Origin of the sequence: Metamycoplasma phocicerebrale (genome assembly GCF_003383595.3) — a bacterium.
Lineage (GTDB): Bacteria > Bacillota_I > Bacilli_A > Mycoplasmatales > Metamycoplasmataceae > Metamycoplasma > Metamycoplasma phocicerebrale.
This window is the reverse complement of the sequence record NZ_CP033058.2, coordinates 362710-388281: the sequence shown is the minus strand read 5'-3', so window position 1 is coordinate 388281 and position 25572 is coordinate 362710. Positions and strand designations below refer to the sequence as shown.

Annotated in this window: 17 protein-coding genes and 1 tRNA gene; 7 read left to right on the top strand and 11 right to left on the bottom strand. The window is 24.4% G+C overall.

The window, feature by feature from the left end; all coding sequences use genetic code 4:
• The first annotated feature begins 69 nt into the window (after positions 1-69).
• A tRNA-Arg gene (locus DMC14_RS01520) sits at positions 70-145 on the top strand.
• A gap of 140 nt (positions 146-285) precedes the next feature.
• Positions 286-1551, top strand: a complete 1266-nt coding sequence (gene serS / locus DMC14_RS01515) for a serine--tRNA ligase (protein WP_116171481.1) — start codon at positions 286-288, stop codon at positions 1549-1551.
• Positions 1552-1617: 66 nt separating this feature from the next.
• Here serS and DMC14_RS06105 read toward each other — a convergent pair whose 3' ends face one another.
• The 8 genes from DMC14_RS06105 to DMC14_RS01480 all read right to left on the bottom strand — a co-directional run bounded on the left by DMC14_RS06105 (position 1618) and on the right by DMC14_RS01480 (position 15916).
• A complete protein-coding gene (locus DMC14_RS06105) occupies positions 1618-3639 on the bottom strand; it encodes a hypothetical protein (RefSeq protein ID WP_116171480.1) in 2022 nt (673 codons plus the stop codon).
• 38 nt (positions 3640-3677) lie between these two features.
• Complete coding sequence (pyk, locus tag DMC14_RS06100) at positions 3678-5099, bottom strand: pyruvate kinase (RefSeq protein WP_116171479.1); 1422 nt, start codon at positions 5097-5099, stop codon at positions 3678-3680.
• A 171-nt stretch (positions 5100-5270) separates the two neighbouring features.
• A complete protein-coding gene (locus tag DMC14_RS06095) occupies positions 5271-5402 on the bottom strand; it encodes a hypothetical protein (protein ID WP_277870924.1) in 132 nt (43 codons plus the stop codon).
• 971 nt (positions 5403-6373) lie between these two features.
• Positions 6374-7432, bottom strand: coding sequence for a hypothetical protein (locus DMC14_RS06090; protein WP_116171477.1), 1059 nt, complete (start codon positions 7430-7432; stop codon positions 6374-6376).
• On the bottom strand, positions 7422-9866 hold the full coding sequence (locus DMC14_RS06085) for a hypothetical protein (protein ID WP_116171476.1): 2445 nt from the start codon (positions 9864-9866) through the stop codon (positions 7422-7424). Before DMC14_RS06085 ends, DMC14_RS06090 begins: the two co-directional genes overlap by 11 nt.
• Complete coding sequence (locus DMC14_RS06080) at positions 9866-13489, bottom strand: hypothetical protein (protein ID WP_116171475.1); 3624 nt, start codon at positions 13487-13489, stop codon at positions 9866-9868. The genes DMC14_RS06085 and DMC14_RS06080 overlap by 1 nt, the downstream gene beginning before the upstream one ends.
• On the bottom strand, positions 13489-15204 hold the full coding sequence (locus DMC14_RS06075; RefSeq protein ID WP_116171474.1) for a proton-conducting transporter membrane subunit: 1716 nt from the start codon (positions 15202-15204) through the stop codon (positions 13489-13491). Before DMC14_RS06075 ends, DMC14_RS06080 begins: the two co-directional genes overlap by 1 nt.
• On the bottom strand, positions 15188-15916 hold the full coding sequence (locus DMC14_RS01480) for an ABC transporter ATP-binding protein (RefSeq protein ID WP_116171473.1): 729 nt from the start codon (positions 15914-15916) through the stop codon (positions 15188-15190). The genes DMC14_RS06075 and DMC14_RS01480 overlap by 17 nt, the downstream gene beginning before the upstream one ends.
• Before the next feature lie 226 nt (positions 15917-16142).
• On the opposite strand from DMC14_RS01480, the gene DMC14_RS01475 reads away from it, so the two are divergent.
• From DMC14_RS01475 to DMC14_RS01455, 5 genes are all read left to right on the top strand, one after another.
• A complete protein-coding gene (locus DMC14_RS01475) occupies positions 16143-17603 on the top strand; it encodes a DUF1846 domain-containing protein (RefSeq protein ID WP_116171472.1) in 1461 nt (486 codons plus the stop codon).
• A 15-nt stretch (positions 17604-17618) separates the two neighbouring features.
• Positions 17619-18803, top strand: a complete 1185-nt coding sequence (locus DMC14_RS01470; protein WP_116171471.1) for a phosphopentomutase — start codon at positions 17619-17621, stop codon at positions 18801-18803.
• A 62-nt stretch (positions 18804-18865) separates the two neighbouring features.
• Complete coding sequence (gene proS / locus DMC14_RS01465; protein ID WP_116171470.1) at positions 18866-20299, top strand: proline--tRNA ligase; 1434 nt, start codon at positions 18866-18868, stop codon at positions 20297-20299.
• Between the two features lie 20 nt (positions 20300-20319).
• Complete coding sequence (locus tag DMC14_RS01460; protein ID WP_116171469.1) at positions 20320-20622, top strand: thioredoxin family protein; 303 nt, start codon at positions 20320-20322, stop codon at positions 20620-20622.
• 2 nt (positions 20623-20624) lie between these two features.
• Complete coding sequence (locus DMC14_RS01455) at positions 20625-21434, top strand: HAD family hydrolase (protein ID WP_116171468.1); 810 nt, start codon at positions 20625-20627, stop codon at positions 21432-21434.
• Between the two features lie 108 nt (positions 21435-21542).
• Here DMC14_RS01455 and DMC14_RS06070 read toward each other — a convergent pair whose 3' ends face one another.
• Genes DMC14_RS06070 through phnC form a run of 3 tightly spaced genes read right to left on the bottom strand, consistent with a single transcriptional unit; the run spans position 21543 to position 25564 of the window.
• Positions 21543-22463, bottom strand: a complete 921-nt coding sequence (locus DMC14_RS06070) for a DHH family phosphoesterase (protein ID WP_116171467.1) — start codon at positions 22461-22463, stop codon at positions 21543-21545.
• Positions 22420-24672, bottom strand: coding sequence for a PhnE/PtxC family ABC transporter permease (locus tag DMC14_RS06065; protein ID WP_175393436.1), 2253 nt, complete (start codon positions 24670-24672; stop codon positions 22420-22422). Before DMC14_RS06065 ends, DMC14_RS06070 begins: the two co-directional genes overlap by 44 nt.
• Positions 24608-25564, bottom strand: coding sequence for a phosphonate ABC transporter ATP-binding protein (gene phnC / locus DMC14_RS01440; RefSeq protein ID WP_116171466.1), 957 nt, complete (start codon positions 25562-25564; stop codon positions 24608-24610). Before phnC ends, DMC14_RS06065 begins: the two co-directional genes overlap by 65 nt.
• Positions 25565-25572: the final 8 nt, after the last annotated feature.

The window sequence follows — 25572 nt, the reverse complement described above, 5'->3', positions numbered from 1 at the left end:
ACAAACACTAATTTACTAACATTATTAAAAGAATTGATTGTTTGAGGTTTATAATTTTAACAAGTTTGTGGTCGCATAGCTCAGTGGATAGAGCATCAACCTCCTAAGTTGAGGGTCGTAGGTTCAACTCCTACTGCGATCGCCATTTTTTTATTTTTTAAAAACTTCTTAAATTAAGTTGAAAAATTTGATTAAATAATTTTTAAAACTTTTGTTAATAAACAAAGAGTTACTTTTTATAAAAAAAAGTATAAAATTATATTCGATTAACAAAAGGGAGCACTTATGCTAGATTTAAAATACATTTTAAAAAATAAACAAGAAGTAATTAAAAAACTTTCATCAAGAAATTTTGACCATTCTGCGCTAACTAGAATATATGAATTAGGTGATAAAAGAAATGAACTAATTCATAACCTTGAAATTTTGCAAGCAAAAAGAAACAAATTAAGCGAAGAAATAGGTATTAAAAAACGTAATAAAAAAGACGTTAATAACGAAATGGAAGAAGTCAACACAATTAAATCAAAGATTGACAAACTTGAAAAAGAAACTAATGAAATTATAACTTTGGTAGATGATTTAAGATTACAAATTCCTAACATTCCTTATGATGATGTTCCTATTGGCAAAGATGAAAATGATAATATTTGCATTTCTGAACATCCAAAATTAGGACGTGGATTAGTTAAAGGAGTCAAGCCGCATTATGAAATAGCTAATGAATTAGAAATAGTGGACTTTGTAAGAGCTGTTAAATTAGCTAAAACAAGATTTGCTTTATATAAAAATGATGGTGCAAGACTAGTAAGAGCATTAGAGAACTTTATGCTTGATACACATATTGCTAATGGATATAAAGAAATTATGCCTATGCATTTAGTAAATTCAGCTATGCTTTATGGTACTGGACAATTACCAAAATTTGCGGAAGATTTATTTAAAGTAGAAAATGAAGATTTATGATTAATTCCAACAGCAGAAGTTCCTGTTACAAACTTTCATTATGATGAAATATTAAATCTTGATAAACCTATTAAATATGTTGCTTATACTAAATGCTTTAGATCAGAAGCAGGTAGTGGTGGAAAAGATACTAAAGGATTAATTAGACAACACGAATTTCACAAAGTCGAATTGGTAAAATTTACAAAAGAAGAAGACGGATTAATAGAATGACAAAAGACCGTTAATGATGCTAAAAATATTTTAGAATTACTTGAAATTCCATATAGAGAATTGCTATTATCAACAGGAGATATGGGTTTTGGATCTGCCAAAACTATTGATCTAGAATTATGAATTCCTTCTGAACAAAGATATCGTGAAACCAGTTCAATTTCTATATATAAAGATTTTCAAGCTATTAGAGCGAAAATAAGATATAGAACTAATGATAATAAAACAAAGTATGCTTATACAATCAATGGTTCTGGTTTAGCGATTGATAGAGTAGTAGCCGCTATTCTAGAAAATTATCAAAATCCAGACGGCTCAATTAGTGTTCCTAAAGTTTTGATTCCATATATGCAAAAAGAAATAATTAAATAAATATCAAGCCAACAATAATTGTGCTTGATATTTTTTTGTTGTATTAAATTTTAATTTGTAAAAATATTAAAAATGGTTTTCTAGTTCTTTTGCTGCATTTATAGATTTATTTAAAGCTTCTATTTTTGTTTTTATGTAATTACTATATTCTTCACCAGATTTAGAATAATTATTAAAATCATCATTTAATGTTTTTAGAAGATCAAGGCTAGAATTTTTAGATAAAATCAAAAATTCTTTTATTGGGGCAATTTTATTTTCTGTTTTAGAGCAAAGTTCAATGATACTATCTAATTCTATTTTTCTTTTGTTTAATAAACTTATAAACTCGGCGTATCTAAATAATTTATCAAATAATGGTTCATTGTGAAATATCATTTCTATTTCTTTAAACGAATTTGTATTATCTTCAAATTTTAAAGATAATTCTTTCATTTCTTCTGTTGATATTTCTTTTATTTTGTAATAAAAATCATCTTTAAAATAATTTTTAATAAGATTAAATTTAATTTTTACTTTTTGTCATTCAATATTTAAATTTTTAACTTCTGACAAGTTTGCAGCCAAACCAAATTTATAAAACTCTTTAATTTTTGTTAATAATTTAAAAATACTATTATAGTTTTCTTGTATATTTTGATCTAATGCTTCTTTGGTTTTTCAATCTTTTCCGTATATCATATAATCAAAAGTTTGAATAGCAAATTCTTTATAAAAATCAATATAAGAAAAATCTGTTAAATAATATAATTGTAAATCCTCTCTCTGTAAATAAAAAATGTTAATATTTTGAACTGCAAATAAATAATCAAAAGTATTTTTATAAAAATCTCATGTTTTTGATTGTTTATCTACAAACATATTTGTTGTTTTACTTAAACTTAGTAAGTATTGTTGATCATCTCACAATGATATTTCTTTTAAAAAATTGTTAAAAAAGTTTTTATTATAGTTATCCACTTTTTCATTTAAGGAATGTAAATATTCTTTTTGTTTTGATATATTTAAAGTTATTGCCTTAGTTAAAGTTACATTATCATCAATTTCTTTTATACTTTGATCATAATTAGTTAAAGATTTAGGTAAATTTTCTTTTAAATATACAAGTTTAAAATTAATAGTTTCAATTAGAACGCCATTTTGTATTAATTCTATTTCATAAAAATTAAAATCATTTCTTAAAATTGTTTGTTGCGATTGGCTAATTTGATCTTTTAATTTTAATATTTCTTTATTAAAAGTTGAATCATCTATAATGCCATCATAAATATTTTTTAAGCTTTCTTTTCATTTTTTCGACAACTCTTCTATATAAGTATTTATTTTTTCTATTTTTGGTGGAATAGTTGAGTCTGCAAAACTTCATTTTTTAAAAAAAATAGCAAGAGTTTTTAATTGAATTATTCATTTTGAAAGTTCTTTTTCAGCAATGTTTATATCAGTAAACATTTTTTCGCCTTTTAATATTGATTTTATTTCTGGTTCTATTTGTTCAAATTGTTTATCAAAATCATATATGTCTTTGTGTTTTTCTAAAGATCTAAACCTACCTATAGAATTTAATATTCACTCATTACTTTCCACTATTCATTTTAATTTTTCTATTTCTTTTTTTATAAATTCATTATTTTGGTTATTTTCACAATATTGCAAAATATCTGGATAATTTTGAGATATTTTAGTTGATAAATCTTTTATTTTTTCTGTATTTTCAGTTTTTAAAGAATCATATATTTCTGTTTTGTCTTTTTCAATATCTAATAATTTTTTTATTGTTTCGAACAAAGAATTTATATTTTCAGATTTTTTTATTATAGTGTCTAATTTTAATATCTCATCTTTAGATTGTGATTTTTCTAATTTTGTTTTTAATTCTTTTGCTTGTTTAATAGATTCTTCGAATTCTTTACTTGCTAAATTTAATTCTTGCTCCGATTTAGAATTTCTTATTTTATTTATTGCGTTTTCTGCTGAACTAACAATTTTATCGACTCTCCTTCTTTCTTGACAACTAGCCGATAATGCAGTAACTGCAACCATTGGAATCATCGGAATAACTATTCTAAATAATTTAATTTTTTTATTCATTTTATTTTTTTCCTTTCAAATATTTTATTTTCTAATATTTAATATTCATGAAAAGTAATATTCATACTGTCAACAACTATAAATTTATCACCTTTTTTAGCTCCATAAGATCCTAAAACTTGACGCCCCGCATCATGATTATATTTAATCAATGCTCTAACTGCTTCGGAATGTTTTTCACAAAATATTCCAGCAGTAATTCCATAACTTCAAACTAATTTATCATCACTAACTACACCAATTATATAAGCATTTGGTCTATATTTTGCTACCTCTTTCAAAAGTTTTCCACTATGACTTAAAACAATAGCATATTTGTATTCACCTTGTTGCAAAATTGAGGCTACTTCATAAGCAATAAGCATTCTTGAATTTTGATCATTAGCAACTTTTTGAATTTGCCTTTCATAAAATAATTCAGTAAAATATTCTTTTTCTGCTCTCTTAGCTATTTGAGACATTGTTTTTACTGCTTCTATTGGATATTTTCCACTTGCCGATTCGCCAGAAAGCATTGTTGCATCAGCGCCCAATTCCACTGCATAATAAACATCTGTTACCTCTGCTCGAGTTGGTAATGGATTGTTTTCCATTGAATCTAGCATTTGAGTTGCAACTATAACTTCTTTGCCTTGCACTCTTGCTGCCCGAATAATTTTCTTTTGTCAATATGGAACATCGTAATATGGAATTTCTAAACCTAAATCACCACGAGCTACCATTATTCCATCTGAAGCTCTAATTATTTCATCAATATTATTAATTGCCATTTGTGATTCTATTTTTGAAATAATTTGAATATTTTGGCCATTATTTTCATCTAGAATTTCTCTAATTTGTTTTACTTGTTTGGCATTGTTAACAAAAGAAGCCGCTATATAATCAACTTTATATTTAGCACCTCATTTAATATCTTCAATATCTTTTTCACTTAAAAAAGGTAATGAAAAGTCTACACCTGGTATATTGACTCTTTTATTTGTTTTTAATTTGTGAGAATTAATTGTTTCAACAATTACTTCAGCTGGCCTTATTTCCCTTACTATAGTTACTAATTTACCATCGTCTAATAAAACTTTATCCCCTTCAGCTACGTCTAAATCCATGCGATATGAAACACTTATAGTGTTTTCATCGCCTTGTAAATTTTCATAAGAGTTTTTATCAGTTTTAATTAAAAGATTGTGATTAGCAGGAATGCTACAAATATCATTTTGTATTTTTCCGACTCTAATTTCCGGACCTTTAGTATCTAACATTAATGATATTGGCCTATCTATTTCAGCGGAAATTTTTCTTGCTAAATCAAATTTATGCTTATGGTCTTCTAAAGTGCCATGAGAAAAATTTGCCCTTATAGTTGTCACTCCAGCTTCTATTAAAGCTCTCATTGTTTTATAGTTATCACTTGACGGGCCTATAGTGGCAACTATTTTTGTTCTTTGTTCATTAAATTTCATTTTAAGCCTTTCAACTTATTTTTTATATAAAAATTTTACAACAAAACAAGACTTATTCCTTGCAGTTTAAACGAACTAACTTATTTAAACAAAAAATAATTTTAAATTGCAATTTTATTTAGCATTAATACAAAATTCTTTTTCTATAAAAAAATAAGAGGAAAACATCTCTTATTCTTTATAATCGTCCAAATTGATTTTTTTAGGAACTCTTAAATAAAATTCTTCTTCAGATCATTTACCAGATTGTAATTTTTTATCACCTTGGATGTTAATTAAATAACTTATAAATTCCGGCTCCATATCATTTCCATATTTTTTTAAATTCTCTTGTTTTAATTCTCCATCTCTCCCATTTCAAGCTTTAAATATAGAATTTCAAAATATATAATCAGAACGATAATAAGAAATAAATGAAAACTTAGTTGAGCCATCATTATATGCGTTACTATCGTCTAAATTTCCTTTGAAAAAAGGTTTAGGAATAGCGCATATTTTTTTATATCTTCGCGTATTCTATCGTCTTTATTATCTCAAAATCCTTGCAAAGTAATATTTGAATAATAATTTTTAAATTCAAAATTAGCAAACTCTTTTTGTCATTCATCAAAAAAATATCTATAATCCAAAAAAGAACAATTTAATTTTAAATTCGGTATTTTGAACAATTTTGCTAGTAATTTTACAATTAAATAATCATCAATTGCGTTTTCAACTCCTCTGCCTAAAACTTTTTCAAAATCAATTTCTGTTTCTTTAACATAATAAAGTTTAATATTTGAAAACTCAGAATTGTTTTTATTCGTATATGTTCTTGAATTTGTTTTACTATATTTATCAATAACTTTTTTAAAAATGTTGAATTTAAATTCGAATTCTTCAAACCATTTATCAAAATCTACAAAAATAGCTTTTTTTTATCTGAAACCACACTTTTAAAAGAATATACATTTTTTACTGATAAACCTTTTTTATTTATATTATTAGGTTCATTAAAATATTCTTTTTTTATTTTTATTTTTCATTTTTATCTCCTAAATTGTATGGTTTAGCTTTTTTATTTATATATAATCAACTTTCTATTTCATTTATTAAATTTTATTTTAAAACTTTCAACTTATTTTTTATATAAAAATTTTACAACAAAACAAGGCTTATTTCCTTGTAGTTCAAACAAACTAACTTATTTAAATAAAAAATAGTTTTAAATTGCAATTTTATTTAGCATTAATACAAAATTCTTTTTGTATAAAAAAATAAGAGAAAAACATCTCTTATTCTTTATAATCATCCAAATTGATTTTTTTAGGAACTCTTAAATAAAATTCTTCTTCAGATCATTGATCTAAATATACATGTTTTGCACCTTGAATGTTAATTAAATAAGATAAAAATTCTGGTTCCATATCATTACCATATTTTTTTAAATTTTCTTGTCTTAAGTTTTCGTCATTCCCATCTCATGCAATAAAAAGAGAATTTCAAAATGTATAATTTGAACGAAAATAGGATTTAAAAGTTAATTTAGATAAATCGTCGTTATAGGAATTGGTATCAATCAAATTTCCTTTAAAAAAAGGTTTTGGAATAGCAAATAGTTTTTTCATATCTTCATATATTCTATCATTTTTATCATCTCAAAAACCTTGCAAATTAATACTTGAATAGTAATTTTTAAATTCAAAATTATCAAACTCTTTTAACCATTGACTTGTAAAGTATTTATAATCCAAAAAAGAACAATTTAATTTTAAATTCGGTATTTTGAACAATTTTGCTAATAGTTTTACAATTAAATAATCATCAATTGCGTTTTCAACTCCCCTGCCTAAAACTTTTTCAAAATCAATTTCTGTTTCTTTAACATAATAAAGTTTAATATTTGAAAATTTGAGATTATTCTTATTTGTATATATTTTCAAATTTTTCTTGTTATATTTATTAATAATCTTTTTAAATACATTAAATTTAAATTCAAATTCTTTATATCATTTATCAAAATCATCAAAAATAAATTGTTTATTTGCGTTTGAATCAATACTTTTGAAAGAATAACCTTTTTTTACTGATAAACCTGGTTTATTAATATTTTCAGGTTCATTAAAATACTCTTTTTTTATCTTAAATGGCTCAAAATCATCAAACACATATCTATTTTGATCAATATATCTTTTCTTATATTCAAGTGTTAATTTTTCTTCACGAACTAGTTTTTCAATTATTTCTCTTTTTATTCTTTGTTCTTCTGTTTCCTTGCAGCTTATTGATAATAATGGTAGGGTTGCTACAGGTAATATAGTGGTTAAATAAATTGTTTTATTTTTAGTTTTCATTTTTATCTCCTAAATTGTATGGTTTGGCTTTTTTATTTATATACGATTCAATAAATGCTGCTATTTTATCACTATCTTCAAAATAGTATTTTTTATTATCTAATTCTATATTTCATAAATTAAAGAAATTAGAATTTAATATATAATATTTACCATTTTCTAAGTAATATATTTTTTCTGTAGAAGGCAATATTAATTTTTGCAAAATGGCTCTATAATTTTCTTTTATAGTTTTTTTGTCATTAAAATTTATTTCATTTAATGGCAATTCAATACCATGAGCTTGTAGTTTTTCTTGAAGACCGGAAATTACATATCTACTTTCTGGTCTTAGTCCATAACTTTTTAATAAATCAATATATTTTAGTCTGTCTTGTTCACTTCTAAAGGTCTTTTCTTCGTTATAAGAATTGTTTAATCTAATATAATTTTCATTATTAATTTTTTCTTGTTGAATAAAATTTAAAAATGTTTTTGGTCCAATATTATTTAAATAAAAATAATTTGATGATTTATCAAAATACTTATATTTTGAAAATTTATTTTTTTGCTTTTGTAATAAACTTAAAAATTGCTCTTTTTCAACATATTCTCCTAAGTTTATAGTTACTAAAAAATCATTAAAAACACTATTTTTATAATTTGAAACATTGTGTTTTTGTTTATTGTTATTAAATATAATGGGTTGCTTGTTTAATAATATAATATTTTTTTTATTTTCTGCAATTTTATCAATAATATTTTTTGATATTGAAAGTAAATTTGCAGTCAAATTAGAACTTTCTTTCTTAAAATGACTATTACGCACCGAATTTCTTGTTAGTTCTAAATTTACTTTAATATTTTTTGCTTCGCTAAAAATATTGTTCTGAAATTTGTTTATTATTTCTTTGAATTTATTTATTAAAAAGTTTCAAATTATTTTATTATTATTTTTTATTAAACTTAAAGAATTTATTATACTATTTTTTGTATTAATATTTAAATTGAAAGTGTTTATAGCATCTTTCATAAATTGAAAAAAGTCTAAATTATTTTTTTTGTATTTTATTTTTTCTAACATTCTCTCTTTATCAAAATAAGAAGATATTTGAAGACCAAAAGAATTACATTCTGCAAAATCTAAAATAGCTATGGTTTTATCAAGACCTAAATTTTCTTGCAAGTTAACACCATTATAAGTTTTGTTTTCATTATCAACTATAAAAGTGTCGGTTTTCATTTCTAAATTATCAAAATCTAAAAATTTTTGACTAGATTTTAAACTAAGCAAAAATTCTCTATACTTAATATGGGCTCTTTTACTAAAATAATACACATTTCGTCTCTCTTTTACTTTCGTTAATCAACCTGGCCCATAATATTCTTCATTTGTAAATTGACCTTTAAATTTTTGTTTAATTCAATTATTTACTAATCAATATTTATTTCTTGATGGAAAATTTAAATTTAAGGCAGCATTAGAAAAATATTTATTAAATCAATTATAATCAACATATTTATATAATTCTTTTCCATCATTTGAAGTTTGTCATTTATAAGTTTTTCTATTATTTATATAATCCTCACTAGAAGACCAATATTTAAAATAAGGTCTTGCAAAAACTTTATTATTTAATGAAAAAGCATTAATAAAATTTATTTTTACAAAAAAGTTGTTTTTTATATCATTATCACTCACAAAATTAGTAAACATTCTTGTAAACAATTCTGAAAAAAATTTTCCATCGTTTAGGGTTGAATAAAGAATATAACTTTTTGGAATTTTATTTTTTAAATAATTGATTTCATATGCTTCAACCTCTTGCTTTTCTTCAGAAATTTTAAGTTTATCATTAGTAAAATCTCTAATAAATTTCTTTATATCAGAACTAACTAAAGGGTTGTAGTATCTTTTAATTCCCTGTTTGTCTTCTAATTCATAAAATAAATTTTCAACTATATCTTTATCAATATTATTAGAAATGCTATTTTTTGCATCTTCGGGGTTATCAAACTCCCTTCCTGCATGATCGAAATATTTTTCAACAAAAGCATAATCTGGCAAATATGAATCTATTGCCAATTTTTGACTAGTAACTGAATTACCGTTCGCATCTTTATATAATGGTTTTATTTTAGAATAATCTACTTCATTAAGTAAGTTAGAGTCCATATTTATTTGCCAATCAAAATTACTATATTCTTTCTTGCCAACAAAGCGATTTATTTTTATCTTATTTGTTAAATAATCTTGAATTTCTGATTTTGAATTAAATATAAGTTGTTTGCCATCAATTTCTATTGTATATTTAGTATTATCATGTTCTTCACTATTGCTTTTTAAATTAATGTTTTTTTGAGAATTATTTGCAGAATAATGATTAAAAGATAATACGGCTGTTGGTAATAATATAGATAATCCAGAAGATAATCCTAATAATAGTTTTTTCATTATTTTTCTCCTTTGTCTTTTGTTTCTAATGATTTTTCATATTCTTCAATGCTTTTTATAAATTTTTTACAATATTCATAAACTTTAGATATGCTATCAAACTCTTGGTTGTCATATATAATAAGCGTTTTTTTAGGTCCTTTATATTTTCTTTCTTCAATTGCTAAAAATTCATCTTTAACTAAATACTCAATAGCATTTTTTAAATTTGAAAAGTAAAATAATCTTTTTTTATTGTCAATAATACTAAATATTTTTCTTTGTTCTAAAACTTTTAAATCGCTATATTTTTTATTTATTAAAAATTCTTCTCGAGATGCTAATTTGAAGTTAACAGTTATTCTGCTCATAAAAATTTTATTAACTTTATTATTAAATTCTAAACTATTATAAAATATTTTGTTTCCTTTATTATTTTCAAGATTTGTATCAAATATAATAAAATTTGTGTTTTCTAGTAAGTCGTTATTATCATTTATCCTATTAATTTCTGATATTAAATTTTTTAATTCATCATCGGGTTGAGAATCTTTTATAGAATGATTTGTAATTTCAGATTTCTTTTTAGGAACTTGAATTAACAAACTAGGGTTTAGATTTTTTATAATACCCTCTTTTAGAGCTTCTATAAGTTGCGTAGCTTTTGTTATTATTAATGATTTATTAAAAATATTTATATGTCTAACAGGCAAAACATAGTTTTGCAATTTTTTATTAAAAATCATTTGATGTTCTAATTGTTGTTCACTATCAAAATAGTTGTCTTCTGATTCATCGGGTGTGTCTTCAAAAGAATAAACTATTTTAAAATTATTTGATTTCATAAAATCTTCATCGTTAGAAATAATTGAATTAACAACAATATCATGATTTAATTTAGATAACATGTTTGAAGCATACTCTTTTCCATCGTAGTAATAATAATTTCTATTTAAACTTGGAAAACATTCTACTGGACTCAATATATTCGCATCATAAATTGTTTTGTCTTTGGTTTGACTAAAACCTCAAAATCTTGTTGTAGTTATTCCACCATCCCAAATATAATGTTTGCCTTCAATACCAGTATCGGTATAAATATAATCGCTTTTATTTTTCTTTCCAATAAATTGCAATGCTATGCTAAAGAGCATATCTATAGCAGAAGACACAACAGCAACCATAGGAAAGGCTGCTCCAATAGCGCCTAGTATTCCTCCAACTATTTTTTGTGTAGCTTCAACAATATTCGCAACCTTATTAATATCTGAATTTGAACATGCCACAACCATCTGCATTATTCCCATTCCCATTTCTGAAAGCCCACCAACCGATTTGACTACATTTGAAACTCTACTCTTAATTTCATTAATTTTTTTATCTCTTAATAAATCTTGTATTCCATACTTATGTGCTGCTACAGCTTTAAAATTAAATTTATTATTAAAATAGTTTTTAAATTTGCTATTTGAAGATAAATTTTTAAACTTTTTAATTCCGTTTTTATTAAAACTTGTGTTTTCTATTTCTGAAATACTAATTCCTAGAGAAGTTATCTCTTTTTCATTAATAGAATAATAATTAATTAAAGATTGCTTATAATAACCAAACAAGGCATCTTTATCTTCTTTTAAATTAGAAACAGATGAGTTAACCAAAGCATTTTCTAAAATATCCAACCCTTTATCTTTGAATGTTTGCAAAGCGCCTTTTGTTGCATTAATAACTATGTTTTGATAAATTCTATCTCCTTTTTTTACATCTTTTGCTTTTTTAGAATTTTCTAATTCAAGATTTTTCTTTAATTGGCCATCAAAATCAAAGTAAAATAACGTATCTTTATTTTTTAAAGAATAATGATCATAAAGTTTTTTATATTTATCTAAATTAATACTATTTGGTTTTAAAAAAACTTTATCTGAAAATTCTAACAAACCACCAGAAGAAGTTGCATTTACAAAAGCAGAATTAATAGTAGCAATTGCATTAACAACTGCATTAGAATCTGATAAATATGATATAAAATAATTGTCATTAACATTTATATCTAGATTATGGTCATTAAGTTTTAGTCCTTCTCATAAATTAATTTTATGTCCGTTTTTATCTAAATATAATTCCCCTAAAATATCTTCAAGAGAAGAATTTAAATCATTAAAAACCAACTTAAAATATTCTTTAAATAATTTTATTGTACTATTAGGTGCTTTTGCTTCCGCCATAAAAGCTAAACCAGAAAAATAAATAATGTTTAATTGATTAAAAAATGTTCCTCTTTTGCCATTATTATTTAAATCAATAATTTTTTCAAATCTTTGTCATAAAGTTTCATTTGAATTAATTAAAACTTCTTTTAAGGCAATTTTTAAAATTTCAGATTTTTCCTTAAATTTTAGCAATTTGAATACTGATAAATTCTTTAAATAAATGTCTTGAAGTTCTTTTAATAATTTTTTATCATGTTGTTCATCATTTGTTTTCTTATTTATATATTCTTTTTCTAACTCATGATGATTGGAAGCTAACAATATTTGTGAAACAAATTTATTAATAATACTTTTTAATTGAGAGTGTTCAAATTTAACTAAATTTAAATTTTGTCCTTTTTCACTTCAGTTTTCACGATTAATAATATTTTCAATAGAACTATCTTGAGTTTCTAAAATATAATCACCATAAAAATTACAATCTTCTTGTTTGCCAACATCTACCAAATATTTTCGGTTATTTTGGTTTGATGTAATTTTAATAGCAGAAGAATTGATAAAGCTTCTATTTGTTAAACTATATTTAATAAACTCATCAAAAGTTGTAATTTGTCATTGCCCACTATCATCTTTAAATTTAATATACTTTTTATGATTATTTTTTATAAATTCTTTTGTGGCCTCATTATTAAAGGAATTATTAACATTTAATTTTGCATTAGATACAATGCCATTTGGCGCCTTATATCTTGGATAATCATCATTGTTATCAACTATATTTTTTCTATAATCTAACTTAATATTGTATTTATTCAATAAATAATCTATTTTTTCATTTTCATTTGTAAATTTGTTCAAAGTATTTAAATCTAATATTATATCGTTTGTAATTCTATCTTTATTTGAATAATATTTACCCCCAAATTTATATATTTGGGCCTTATTAATATATGATAACTTAGCTTCTTCTTCTGTAGCATATGCAGCATCGCCCTTGCCTTGATACACAGTTATATTCTCATCTGATTTTGAATTACCATTATCAACAAATTGCATATAAGCTAATTCCTTCGAAGTTAAAGGAAATATTGAATTATCGTCAAATTTATTGTGCTCACTTGACACAATAACATTATGAGATTTTATTTTACTATATAAAAATTTAGTCAAATCTGATTTATCATTAAATTGTTTATTTAATGTTTTTAAATAATAAATTTTTTTATCTAGAGATTCTTCTTTTCTAATAAAAATATCTTCTTTAATTTTTTGTTCAAAATCTGCTTGGCTTTCAAAAAACTGATCTTTGTAATAAAAACCAACATTTTTAGGCTTGTTTAAAACATAAGCCATTGAAATTGCAATAGGTAAAATAGTAACTGGTAATAAAGTTGCAATACTTATTGAAATAATTTTATTTTTTTGCTTTTTTGTCATTATACCCTTCCTTTTTTAGATCAAATAATAGATGTTGGTATTAAAAATAAAGTTATTATTATAATTAAAAACACATTTATTATATTTGTATTTTTGCCTAAAATACTTTTATATTGAATAACATTGTTATAATATTCGCCTATTGATGCATTAGGTTGAAATGTATATTTCAATACTGAATTATTTTCATCGCTAAACAAATAAATCTTGTCCAAAATATTCTGAATTTTAAATAGTTGAAATTTGTTTTCGTCTATAAAACTAATTCATTTATCTTGACTAGTAATATTAGAAAAAACTTTTCTAAATTCTAAAAGACTAATAGAGAATACTTTTGAAGAATTCAAATTAAAAAACACTTTTTCATCTGTTATTTGAAGAAAATTATTTTTTATATATTTTTCATCAATTTCACTAATTTTGTTTTCCAAATTATAAGTATCATTAATTTCTATAGATTTTTTAAAATAAAATTGTCCGTTTTTAGCATCTACATTACTAATTGAATTAAATTCATATGTGTCATAGAAATTATTTAAAAGTTCTAAAAAATTTAATCCGAAATTTTGTTTTATAACATTAATTAGTTGAGAATTATTATATTTTAAAGCCTTTCAGTCTCGGCGCAAATATTGGATTTTCTTATTTTTTACTCCCGAAATTAATTCAATTATTCTTTGTTGTTCTATTGGAATTTTAGATCTTTCCCAGTAAAGTTTTTCTATTATTTTTGATACTATTTTTATATTATTTTTATTTTCGATTTTTGAATATAGATTGTCATTAATTAGTTTATTAAGTTGATCATTTGAATAAGAAATCAGAGGTTCATCATTTATTCCATAAATATAAAAATTACTATCTTTATTTCATTTTTTTTGAATCAATTTATTTTCTGTACGATACAAAGCAAATCTTTCATCGTTTTCTAAATTTGAACTAATTCTAAAATTTATATTTAAATTTTTATTTTCAAATAAATTAGCTATATATATTGGTAAAAAATAAAAAGAATCCACTAAATCTATATAAAATTTAGTGTCTTCTTGAGTCTTTATATAATTGTCTCCTGGTACATATTGCACATTAAAACTATTGTTTTTCGTTTTTTCAACAATTTTATATACGTTTTTAAATTTGTTTTGATAATTAGATTTTGATACAAAACTTTTTATTAATATTGGAGTCGATAAAACAACAATTGCTGTTAAAGATAATGCTATATTTTTGTAAATTATGTTTTTTTTAAAAGACATAAAGAACATAAACAGTCAGAATAAAATATTCATCATAAAAAATGTTGATAGCATTAACAATATAAAATATATAAAGCCAAACATATTATTTTTATAATTAATAAACATAAATGATGTTGGGACTATAGAAATTAAAAAACTAAAAATAGAAAAAATTGTTAATAAAAATAAATATTTCGAAATCAGAATCTTTAAACCACTTGAATACATGGAACTTAGAAAAGTATCATATTGGTTCTTTTTTGTTGAAATAAAAAAGTAATAAATCATAATAAAAATAGAAAATAATGATAAAACAAATAAAATGAAATAAATTATTCAATTAAAATTATTTTTTAAATTATCAATTATAAAAAATGGAACAACAGAAAAACTCATCAATCCAAAGATTAATAATAAAAAAATAATAGGTTTGTTTTTAACAAAATAAATAAAGTGATTTTTAAAAAGAGTTTTCATCTTGATAATCCTTTCTTATTTTTTCATATATTTGGTCAAAATCGCTAGGTTTGCAAATTTTAGAGCTTTTTTTAATTTCGCCGTCCCTTAAAAAAGTTACATAATCAATATAATTTTTTATTTCTGAAGTAATATGACTAGAAACAAATATGGAGCTCCCTTGTTTAGATATTTTTTGAAGTCTAGCATATACAAATTCTCTTACTTCTGGGTCCAAACCAGAATCTGGCTCATCTAAAAAAACTAATTCAGGTTTAATTAATTCAATTAATAAAACTATTAATTTCTTTTTTTCTCCCGAAGAAAAAGAATTAGGTTTTGTTTTTAGGTTATGAAAAAGCTTATATTGTTTAAATAAAGTTATGATTTTATCTGAAGAAGGAAATTCTTGATTATAAAAATATGAAAAATTTTTAACATATTCAAAAGCGTTTCATGATATAGGAAAACTTAAATCATTATTAAAAAATAAAAATGATTTCTTACTTTTTATGTTGTTAATTAATGTATTTTTAAAAAATACTTGACCTTCATAATCCTTGTCTTCGCCTGCACATATTTTCATAAATGTTGATTTCCCTGAACCGTTTGGTCCAATAAATGCATGGAAAGAATAAGTATGCAGTTTTAATGACACATTTTTAATAACAGGGTTATTAGAAAATTTTTTAAAAATGTCTTTAGTTTCAAAAATAATCTCTTCTTTAATCATAAATATTTGTTTTTATTTTATAATAAAAAACAATAAAAAAATAAAACTGTGCTTTTTTTAAATTTTTATTAAGTTTTTTGAGATTTTTTTGTACAAATTATGTACTTTTTTAAAATTTTCATTTAAAAATTAGTTATTTTTGATATTTAGATTAATTGAACTTTTGTTTTTTAAACTATAATAATAATTAATTTAAATCTTTAATTAAAATCAATAGGGGGATCTAATGAAAATAGGTTTTGATAATGAAAAATATATTAACCTACAATCAAAAGAAATTGCAAAAAGAATTAATGCTTTTGGTAATAAATTATATTTAGAATTTGGTGGAAAGCTATTTAATGATTTTCATGCTACAAGAGTATTGCCAGGTTTTAAACATGATTCAAAGTTAAGAATGCTATTAAAATTAAAAGATCAAGCAGAAGTTATGATTGTAATTTCTAGCCAAGATATAAAAAATAAAAAAATTAGATCAGACATTAATTTAACTTATGAAGAAGATGTTTTTAGAATAATAAAAAAATTTAAAAAATACGAATTAAATGTTAATAGTGTTATTGTTAGCCAATATGAAAACAATAAGGAAGTTAAAAGCTTTATTCATAAAATAGAAAAACAAAATATAAAAGTTTACAAGCAATATAAAATTAAAAATTATCCTCAAGATATAGATAATATTATTTCCGAAAATGGTTTTGGAAAAAATGAATATGCTAAAACAGAAAAAAAATTAATTATTGTTACCGCGCCCGGACCAGGCTCTGGCAAATTAAGCACTATTTTTTCGCAATTATATTTTGACAATAAACACAATATAAAATCAGGATATGCAAAATTTGAAACTTTTCCTATTTGAAATTTAAAAATAAATCACCCTGTAAATTTGGCTTACGAAGCAGCTACTATCGATTTAAATGATTACAATGCAATTGATTCATTTCATAAAAAAAGTTATGGCATTGAAGCCGTTAGTTACAATAGAGATTTGGAAGCTTTTCCGATTTTAAATAGTTTGTTTAATAAAATATATAAAACTTCGCCTTATAAGTCTCCAACAGATATGGGTGTAAATATGGCCGGTTTTTGTATTTTTGATGATGAAATAGTAAAATTAGCTGCCAAAAAAGAAATAATTAGACGTTATTATCAAACAATTATTAACTATCAACAAGACAAAAATCCTAAAATTTATGTAAAAAGATTGTATAAGATTATTAAAGAGAATAAAATTAATAGTAGCCTTGTAAAATCTATTAGAGTTGCTAATGAGTACAGTCAAGAAAAAAATATTATATGCTCAGCTATTGAAATTAATTCAAAAACAATAATAATAGGCAAGGAATCAACGCTATTAAACTCAAATAGTGCGATGATATTAAATACACTAAAATATTTTGCAAAAATTGATAAAGATATAGATGTTTTAGATCCGAAAGCTATTGCTTTGGCGCAAAATTTAAAAAATGAATTACATTATAATAATCTTGCTCTTGATTTAAAAGAAACTCTTTTTGCTTTAGCAATAAGTGCTAAATCTTCTAAAAATGCAAAATTAGCTTTTGAACAAATTAATAAATTATCTGGTTTATATGTTCATAGAACTGCTTTGTCAAGTGCTTCTGATAAAGAAACATTTAAAAGCATGGACATTCAATTAACTGAGCAAACTAATGAGTTTAAATAGAAAAGAGGGGATAATATGAAATTTAAACGTATATTTTTTATAGTCACAGACGGTTTAGGAATAGGCCCTGAACCAAGACAAGAAGAATTTGGTGACAAAGGAGCTAACTCACTTTTGCACGCTTCTGAAGCTTTACCTTTAGAAATTCCAACATGAAAATCTTTAGGTATAACAGAAATTGCTAAAATTTCTGGGCATGTTGCAAGAAATAAACATCCATTAGCGTATATGGCTAAAATACATGAAATGTCAAATGGGAAAGACACATTAACAGGGCATTGAGAAATGATGGGTATATATACCGAAACACCAAACCCTCAATTTACAGAAAAAGGATTTCCAGATGATTTAATTCAAGAATTGTCAAAAGCATTTGATGGAAGAAAAATTATTGGTAACAAAAGTGCTTCCGGAACTGTAATTTTAGAAGAGCTTGGTCATCAACATATGGAAAACGGGGATATAATAATTTACACTTCTCCTGATTCCACTTTGCAAATTATTGGCGATGAAAAAACGCTAGGAGTAGAAAAATTAAATGAATATGCTAAAAGAGCACGTGAAATATGTTCTTCAAAACCAGAATGAAATGTGGCTAGAGTTATAACAAGACCTTTTGTTTATGATAATGGTGAATTTATAAGAACATTTAATAGACATGATTTTGCTAATAAACCAACTGGTCATATTATTTTAGAAGATTTACAAAAAGCAGGAGTGGAAGTTATTGCTGTTGGTAAAATTAACGATATTTTTGTTAACGTTGGAATAGACAAAATTTTTGGTCCTGCCTCAGATGACGAAAATATGGATATTGCAATTGATATTGCTTCTTCAAATTCGGAAAAACAATTTATTTTTATAAATTTAGTTCAATTTGATAGTCATTATGGGCATAGAGAAGACCCTGTAGGATATAGTGAAAATATTTCTAGACTAGATATTAAACTATCAAAACTAATTAATGCTATGAAAAAAGATGATTTATTAATTATGACTTCAGATCATGGAAATGATCCAACATATGGTCCTGAACATACAAGAGAAGCTCTACCATTAACAATCTTTTCTAAATTATTTACTAAACCTAGAGTACTAGGTACTTTAAGGGGTCTAGGCACTGCAGGTAATATAGTAGCAAGAAATTTTGGAGTTCCAACCATTAAAACTGGTGAAGACATATTTGACGATTTAATTTAACAAGCCGCCCTTGTTTTTTTATTTTTAAATAAAATAACAAAAAATAGTTAAAATTATTAAATATGAAAAAATTAGAAAAAATTACAACACAAGAAGAAAACTTCGCTAAATGATATACAGATGTTATACAAAATGGTGATTTAATGGCATATGGTTCTTCAAAGGGCTCTATAATTTTTAAACCATTATCATTTGGGATTTGAGATAACATAAGAAAAAATTTAGACGTTAAATTTAAAAAACTGGGTGTTCAAAATGTAAATTTACCTCTTTTAATACCAGAATCTCTTTTAAACAAAGAAAAAAAACATGTAGAAGGTTTTAATCCTGAATTAGCAACAGTTACTGAAGTGGGCGGAAAGAAACTTAATGAAAAGTTTTATATTAGACCTACAAGTGAAGTTTTGTTTGGAGAATTTTTTAAAAATGAGATTGAATCTTATAATGATTTGCCACTTATTTATAACCAATGAGTAAATGTTTTAAGATGAGAAAAAACTACTAATCCGTTTTTAAGAACTAGAGAATTTTTGTGACAAGAAGGACACACAATACATGCAACTTCAAACGAAGCTAAAGAATTAACTCAAAATTTGTTAGATGTTTATAGTGATTTTGTTGAAAGCTTTCTTGCTATACCTGTAATAAAAGGCCAAAAAACAGACCATGAAAAATTTGCTGGAGCTGATTACACTTTTACAATTGAAGCTATGATGAAGGATGGAAAAGCTTTACAAGCTGGTACTAGTCATTACTTAGGGCAAAATTTTACAAAAGCATTTGATATTACTTTTAAAAACAAAGACAATAAATTAGAAAATGCTTATGGTACATCTTGAGGAGTATCAACAAGATTATTAGGAGCGCTAATAATGACACATGGTGATGATAGGGGAATTATTATTCCACCAAAAATCGCGCCTTGCCAGGTAGACATTATTGAACTTTTTGCTTCTAAAGAAAAAAGAGTTCATGAAGAAGCATTAAAAATTTTAGATTTATTGTCTAAAAACAATATTGATGCTAAAATTGATGCTTCAAATAAAGGCGCAGGCTTTAAGGCAGCTAATTCTGAAATTCATGGAACTCCTTTAAGAATAGAAATTGGCCCAAGAGATCTAGAACAAAATAAGGTGTTAATTGTAAGAAGAGATACATTAGAAAAAACTTATGTAGCTTTGGAAGAAATAGTTATAAAAGTTCAACAAATATTAGAAGACATTCAAAACAATTTATTAAATCAAGCAAAGCAAAGATTAATTAATAATATTTTTGAAGTTGAAAATTATGAGTCTTTTAAAGAACATATTTCTAAAGGACATTGAGTTATAACTAAGTTTGACGGGAACGGTGAAGACGAAGATAAAATTAAAGAGGAAACAGGGGCTTCTAGCCGTTGTATACCATTTAATTTAGAATATAAAATGCATTCTAAAAACTGTTTTTATACTAATAAAAAAACAAATAGAGTTGTAATTTTTGCTAAGGCATATTAAATATAAGAAAGGAGATAATTATGTACAAAAAATTATCAAGTAAAGAATTAAATAATCAACATTTAGAAGGAAAAGCAATAGTAGCCTTTAGAGCTGTGTGATGTCCACCTTGCCAAATGATAGGACCAGAATTAGAAAGGCTTGCTTCTGAACATGATGAAATTAATGTTTTTGATTTAGATGTTGATCAAAACATAGATTTAGCTCGTGAAATGGGGGTTTCAAGTATTCCTGCTTTATTCTATTATTTAGATGGAAAAATTGTTAATCTATCAAAAGGTTATTTACCAGTAGAAGAAATACTAAAGAACTTTAATAAATAATTATGATAGATTTTAAACCTAAAGCCTATTTTAGTGACCTCGATGGAACGCTTCTAGATTTACCAAACAAAGCAGAAAAAATAAGTAAAGAAAATTTAGAAATAGTAACCAAAATGAATGATGAAGGAAAACCTTTTATTTTTGCAACTGGCCGTTTTCCTTCGGATTTTGTTTTAAATTTAGCTAAAAAAACCAATTCTCCATATGTTATATGTCAAAACGGAGGTTTAATTGTTAATCAAAATGGCGATGTTTTAATTAAACATGAAATAAAAAAAGATACTGTTATGTCAATAATAAACATATTGAAAGAAAAAAAATTATTTTTTATTTTTAATAGTGGTGACACAATATATGGAACAGCAGCAAAATTAAAATTATTTAGGCCATGAGTAAAACATATGATTCAAAAAACATATGAAGACGTCCCGCAAATAACAAATTCAACTAAAATCATTACTTTTGGTACTACTAAGAAAAAAATAAAAAAATTAGTTGAAGAGTTGGAAAATAAATTTAATAATCTTTCCTTGCATATTGTATCTAAAGGATATGCAATAGAAATAAACAACATTAATGCGACTAAGGGTAAAGCCATTGATTATGTATCTAGATTAATAGATATTAATCCAAGGGAAACCGTACATTTTGGAGATTCTGGAAATGATACATCTGTTATACCTTATGTTGGTGCTTTTATAGCTATGAAGAATTCTTTGAAAAATATTAAGAATGTTGCTAGCTGAGTAACAGGTTCGTACAAAAGACATGGTGTAGCAAAAACTATTAAAATTATTGAAGATCTAAATTAATTAGAAAAGACCCATTGTGGTCTTTTTTTTATCAAATATTAATAAAACTTAGAGCGTAAAAAAATACCAAGCTTTTTTAAGTTTTATCCTATTAAGCTTGATATTTTTTTATTTTAATGAATTTATAAAATCTATTACTTGATTTATACTTTCAGAGTCTTTTTGAACAAAACCGGAAGAATTTAAGTGCCCGCCGCCACCAAAATTATTAGCAACTCTAGAAACATCATATGTTGTTTTTGAACGTATCTCGCAACGATAATCTCCTTCTTTCCGTTTTAAATAAGCTAAAGAAACTTCAGTATTACTTAATTCAACAAATCTTGCCACAAGTGGTCGAACAATATCATTAGAAACAATTTCATCAACAATAATATAAGAAACATTATTTTTAATTTGAATTTGCTTAATTGCTTTGTAAATAATATTATTTTCTTTGTTATTTAATTGCATTTTTTTGAGCAAGGCATTGTAATTTAAACCTTTTTCTAAAAGAAACTGCATATCTAAAAATGTTTCTGCATTTACATTACGTTCTTTAAAAAATTCTGTGTCTGTAATAATTGCTACAGCCAAACCTTCAAGAACTTGGTTATTAATTTTTAAATTTAATTCTCTTACCATGTTTGTTATTAGCTGTCCGGTTGCAGGCCAGTGGTCACCACCAATTTCAAACAATCATTTACCCTCATGAGGGTGATGGTCTATTTTTAATGATTCTTCTGTGACTACTCTTTTATCAAATATTCTTCTTTTCGTTGATGTATCAACAACTACTTTTAAAGAATTATCAAAATAGCTTTGATCTACTAAATCAATTGGCTCATCTATTAAAAATTCTAAATTTCTAGGGTAATCTCCTCCAGAAATTTTTACAGCTATATTTTTAGAATTTAATAAAATTAAATGTTTTAAAGCTATTGCACATCCTAACGTATCTCCGTCAGGTTCAACATGAGTACACAATGTTATATTTTTAGAATTATTAATATGCTCTCAAAATAGATGAAAATTCTTTGTTAAGCTCATTTATTGAAAGATTTCCTTTCTCTTCAAAATAATTATCTACAGCAATTTGTGCAGATTTTTGCGCAACCTTATGCTTTTTAATAGCATTTCGTTCATTTTTTTGATTATTTTTTGTAATTTTATACATGTTCTTGTATATTTCAGTTATTTTTTGTTTAATCAATATAATCAAAGTTTTTAAAGTTTGTTTATAAGTTACTTTATTTTTTATAAGCATTTCTCATGTTTCTTTATTAGGTAATATTTTATTTTCATTATAGTATTTATAAAGGGCTAAATTATTATACTTGTGAACTGCCAATAAATATTTAGCATTACGTGATTCATGTGAAAATTTTTTATTTAATAAATAACTAATAGCCAATGCCTTAATAAACATTCTTTTTTTCATTATTTTTTTAAATCAAACATCTTGACTAAAGAAATAACCTGTCATTAATTTTGAACGAACAATATTTGAAATTTGTTCAATGATTAATAATATTACTATTGTAAAAATAACATATGAAGACAGTTTGTCTCAATTGTTATAATCAACAGAATAAGTAGTAATTTGAAATCCAAAATTACTTGCTCCTATTGCACCAATAACTACTGTACTTTTAAAGTTAATTTCAACTCTATATAAAAAATTTGATAATGCTTGAGGTAGTATTGATTTTACAACTATAAACTTTACTTTTTGAAATCATGTAGCGCCTAAAGAATCTAACGATTGAAAAACTTTGTTAGGAATTTTTTCAATTGATTCCATTATAAGTTTGCCAAGCATTCCGATTGAATGTATCCCTAAAGCTAAAACTGCTGCAAATAACTTTGAATCTTTAGAAAGAATCATAAATAACAATGCAAATGTAAAGGCTGGTATTGCACGTAAAACTATAATTACTAACTTAAATATATATGAGAAATATTTAGTTATATTTTTAGAAGCTAGAAGGCCTATAAAAAAAGCAAATATTAAACCAATTATAGAAGAAGCGATAGCAACCAACAATGCTTCCAATCCTAAAGGAAATACATTTGTATTAGATCCAGATCAAGTTCCTCGAAATAGACTTCAATCTGGGTTAAATAGTTTTTTGATTCCTTCTTTAAATTGGTATATTTTCGTTGAATTCCCAATTGTTCATTCTATTTGTGTCAAAGAAGCTATTATCATTGCGCATATAAAAACAATAATAACTATTTTAAATATATAAATTTTGGATTTTTGTTCTTTTAATTGTTCAAGTTGTTTTTTATAAGGTAATTTTTCGTCAATGATTGGATGTTTTTGTGAATATTCTAAAATATATTTTTTTATTAGAAAATTTAATCCTTCGATTAATATCATTAAAGTTATCAAAGTTCACAGAGCTATAGACATATGTGAAAACTTATCATCTGTAGCATATTGATCAGCCAACAATTGACCTATTGTTGAAATACCAACAATAGATAAAATAGCCGCAAACCTAACAACCATTTCAAATGAATAAAAACCATAAGATACAATACGTTTAATCAAATAAGGAAAAATAGCTGTTTTAAATGCTGTTAATTTTGTGTTACCAATTGCTTGTGCCCCCTGGTATGAACTTGTATCATATGTATCTAAATCTTCATACAATCATTTTGTCATTATTGAACTAACAAAAATTGCTATTGATAATGTTGCTGCTATACTTTTAGAAAATAAGAAAAAGAATATAAAAGCAAAAATAATTGGTGGTACTGCTCTAATTACAGACATTATTGCTCTAAAAGGAAAATATATTCATTTATTTTTAATAAAATTTTTAGAACTTAATAATGCAAGTGGCACTGAAATAATTATTCCCAGTATTGTACCTAATATTGAATAAGAAATTGTTGTTCACAACAATTGCAAACTACGTATAAAAGTTTCATATGGTGTAAAGAAAGAAGAACCTATTTGTATTGTTTTGTTTGTATCAAAAAAATGACCTACTGAAACCCAAAATTTATTTCAATTTTGAAAATCTGGTTTTATTAATATAATAATTCCAAGAATTATAGAAAAAATTAAGATTGTTCCAATTAATTTATCTCATGGAAATTTTTTAGTTACTTTTTGATTATCAATATCAATAAATTTAGGATTAAAATAATTTAAAAATCGTTCACCAAATAATTTACTTTTAAGATTTTTTTCTAATTTTGGTTTTTGAAGGGATTCTTTTAGTTGTTGTGATTGGTTTTTCATTTATATGTTCCATTTTATTGATTTTTTTAATTATTTCACTTTGAACAATTTCTCTTTTTCTTCTATTTTCCTCAAACTGTTCTTTATCAAATTGTTCTAATTTTTCACCATAAATTTCTTTTAATTTTTCAAGATTAACTTTATCTCAACTATCATTAAAAATGATTTTACCTTTCTTAACACCAATAATTCTATCTGCATATTGCAATGCTAGATCAACATGGTGTAAATTGGCTACTATGGTAATTTTTTCTGATTTATTAGCAATTAAAAAACCATCCATTACACTTTTTGCCATAATAGGGTCTAATGCCCCAACGGGTTCGTCTGCTAAAATAATTTTAGGTTTTTGAGCTAATGTTCTTGCTAAAGCAACACGTTGCATTTGACCGCCACTTAAATCTTTTGCCATATCGTAGGCATTTTCCAAGATGTTTACTTTCGCTAAACATTGATAAGCTAATTCAACATCTTTTTTACTATAAATTCCAAAAAAAGCCCTAAATTTATTCATTTGAGGCAATCTTGCCGAAAGAACATTTTGAATAACTGAAATATTTTCGACTAAATTATAGTTTTGAAAAATAATTCCAATTTTTGTTCTAAATTCTCTTAATTTATTACCCTCTAAATCATTAACAATAAAGGGCCCCACCTTTAGTGTCCCTGAAGTTATTGCACTTATTTTATTTACTGTCTTAATTAATGTTGTTTTCCCTGCTCCCGATAAACCTATAACAGCAACAAATTCTCCTTGTTTAATAGAAAGATTGACATCAGTCAATCCTTTTGTTCCGTTAGGGTATACTTTAGAAGCGTTTTCTCAAACTATATCTCAGTCTTTATTGATATCCATAGTCTGATTTTTTTGTTTCTTCTTGTTTTGAGACATATAAAAAT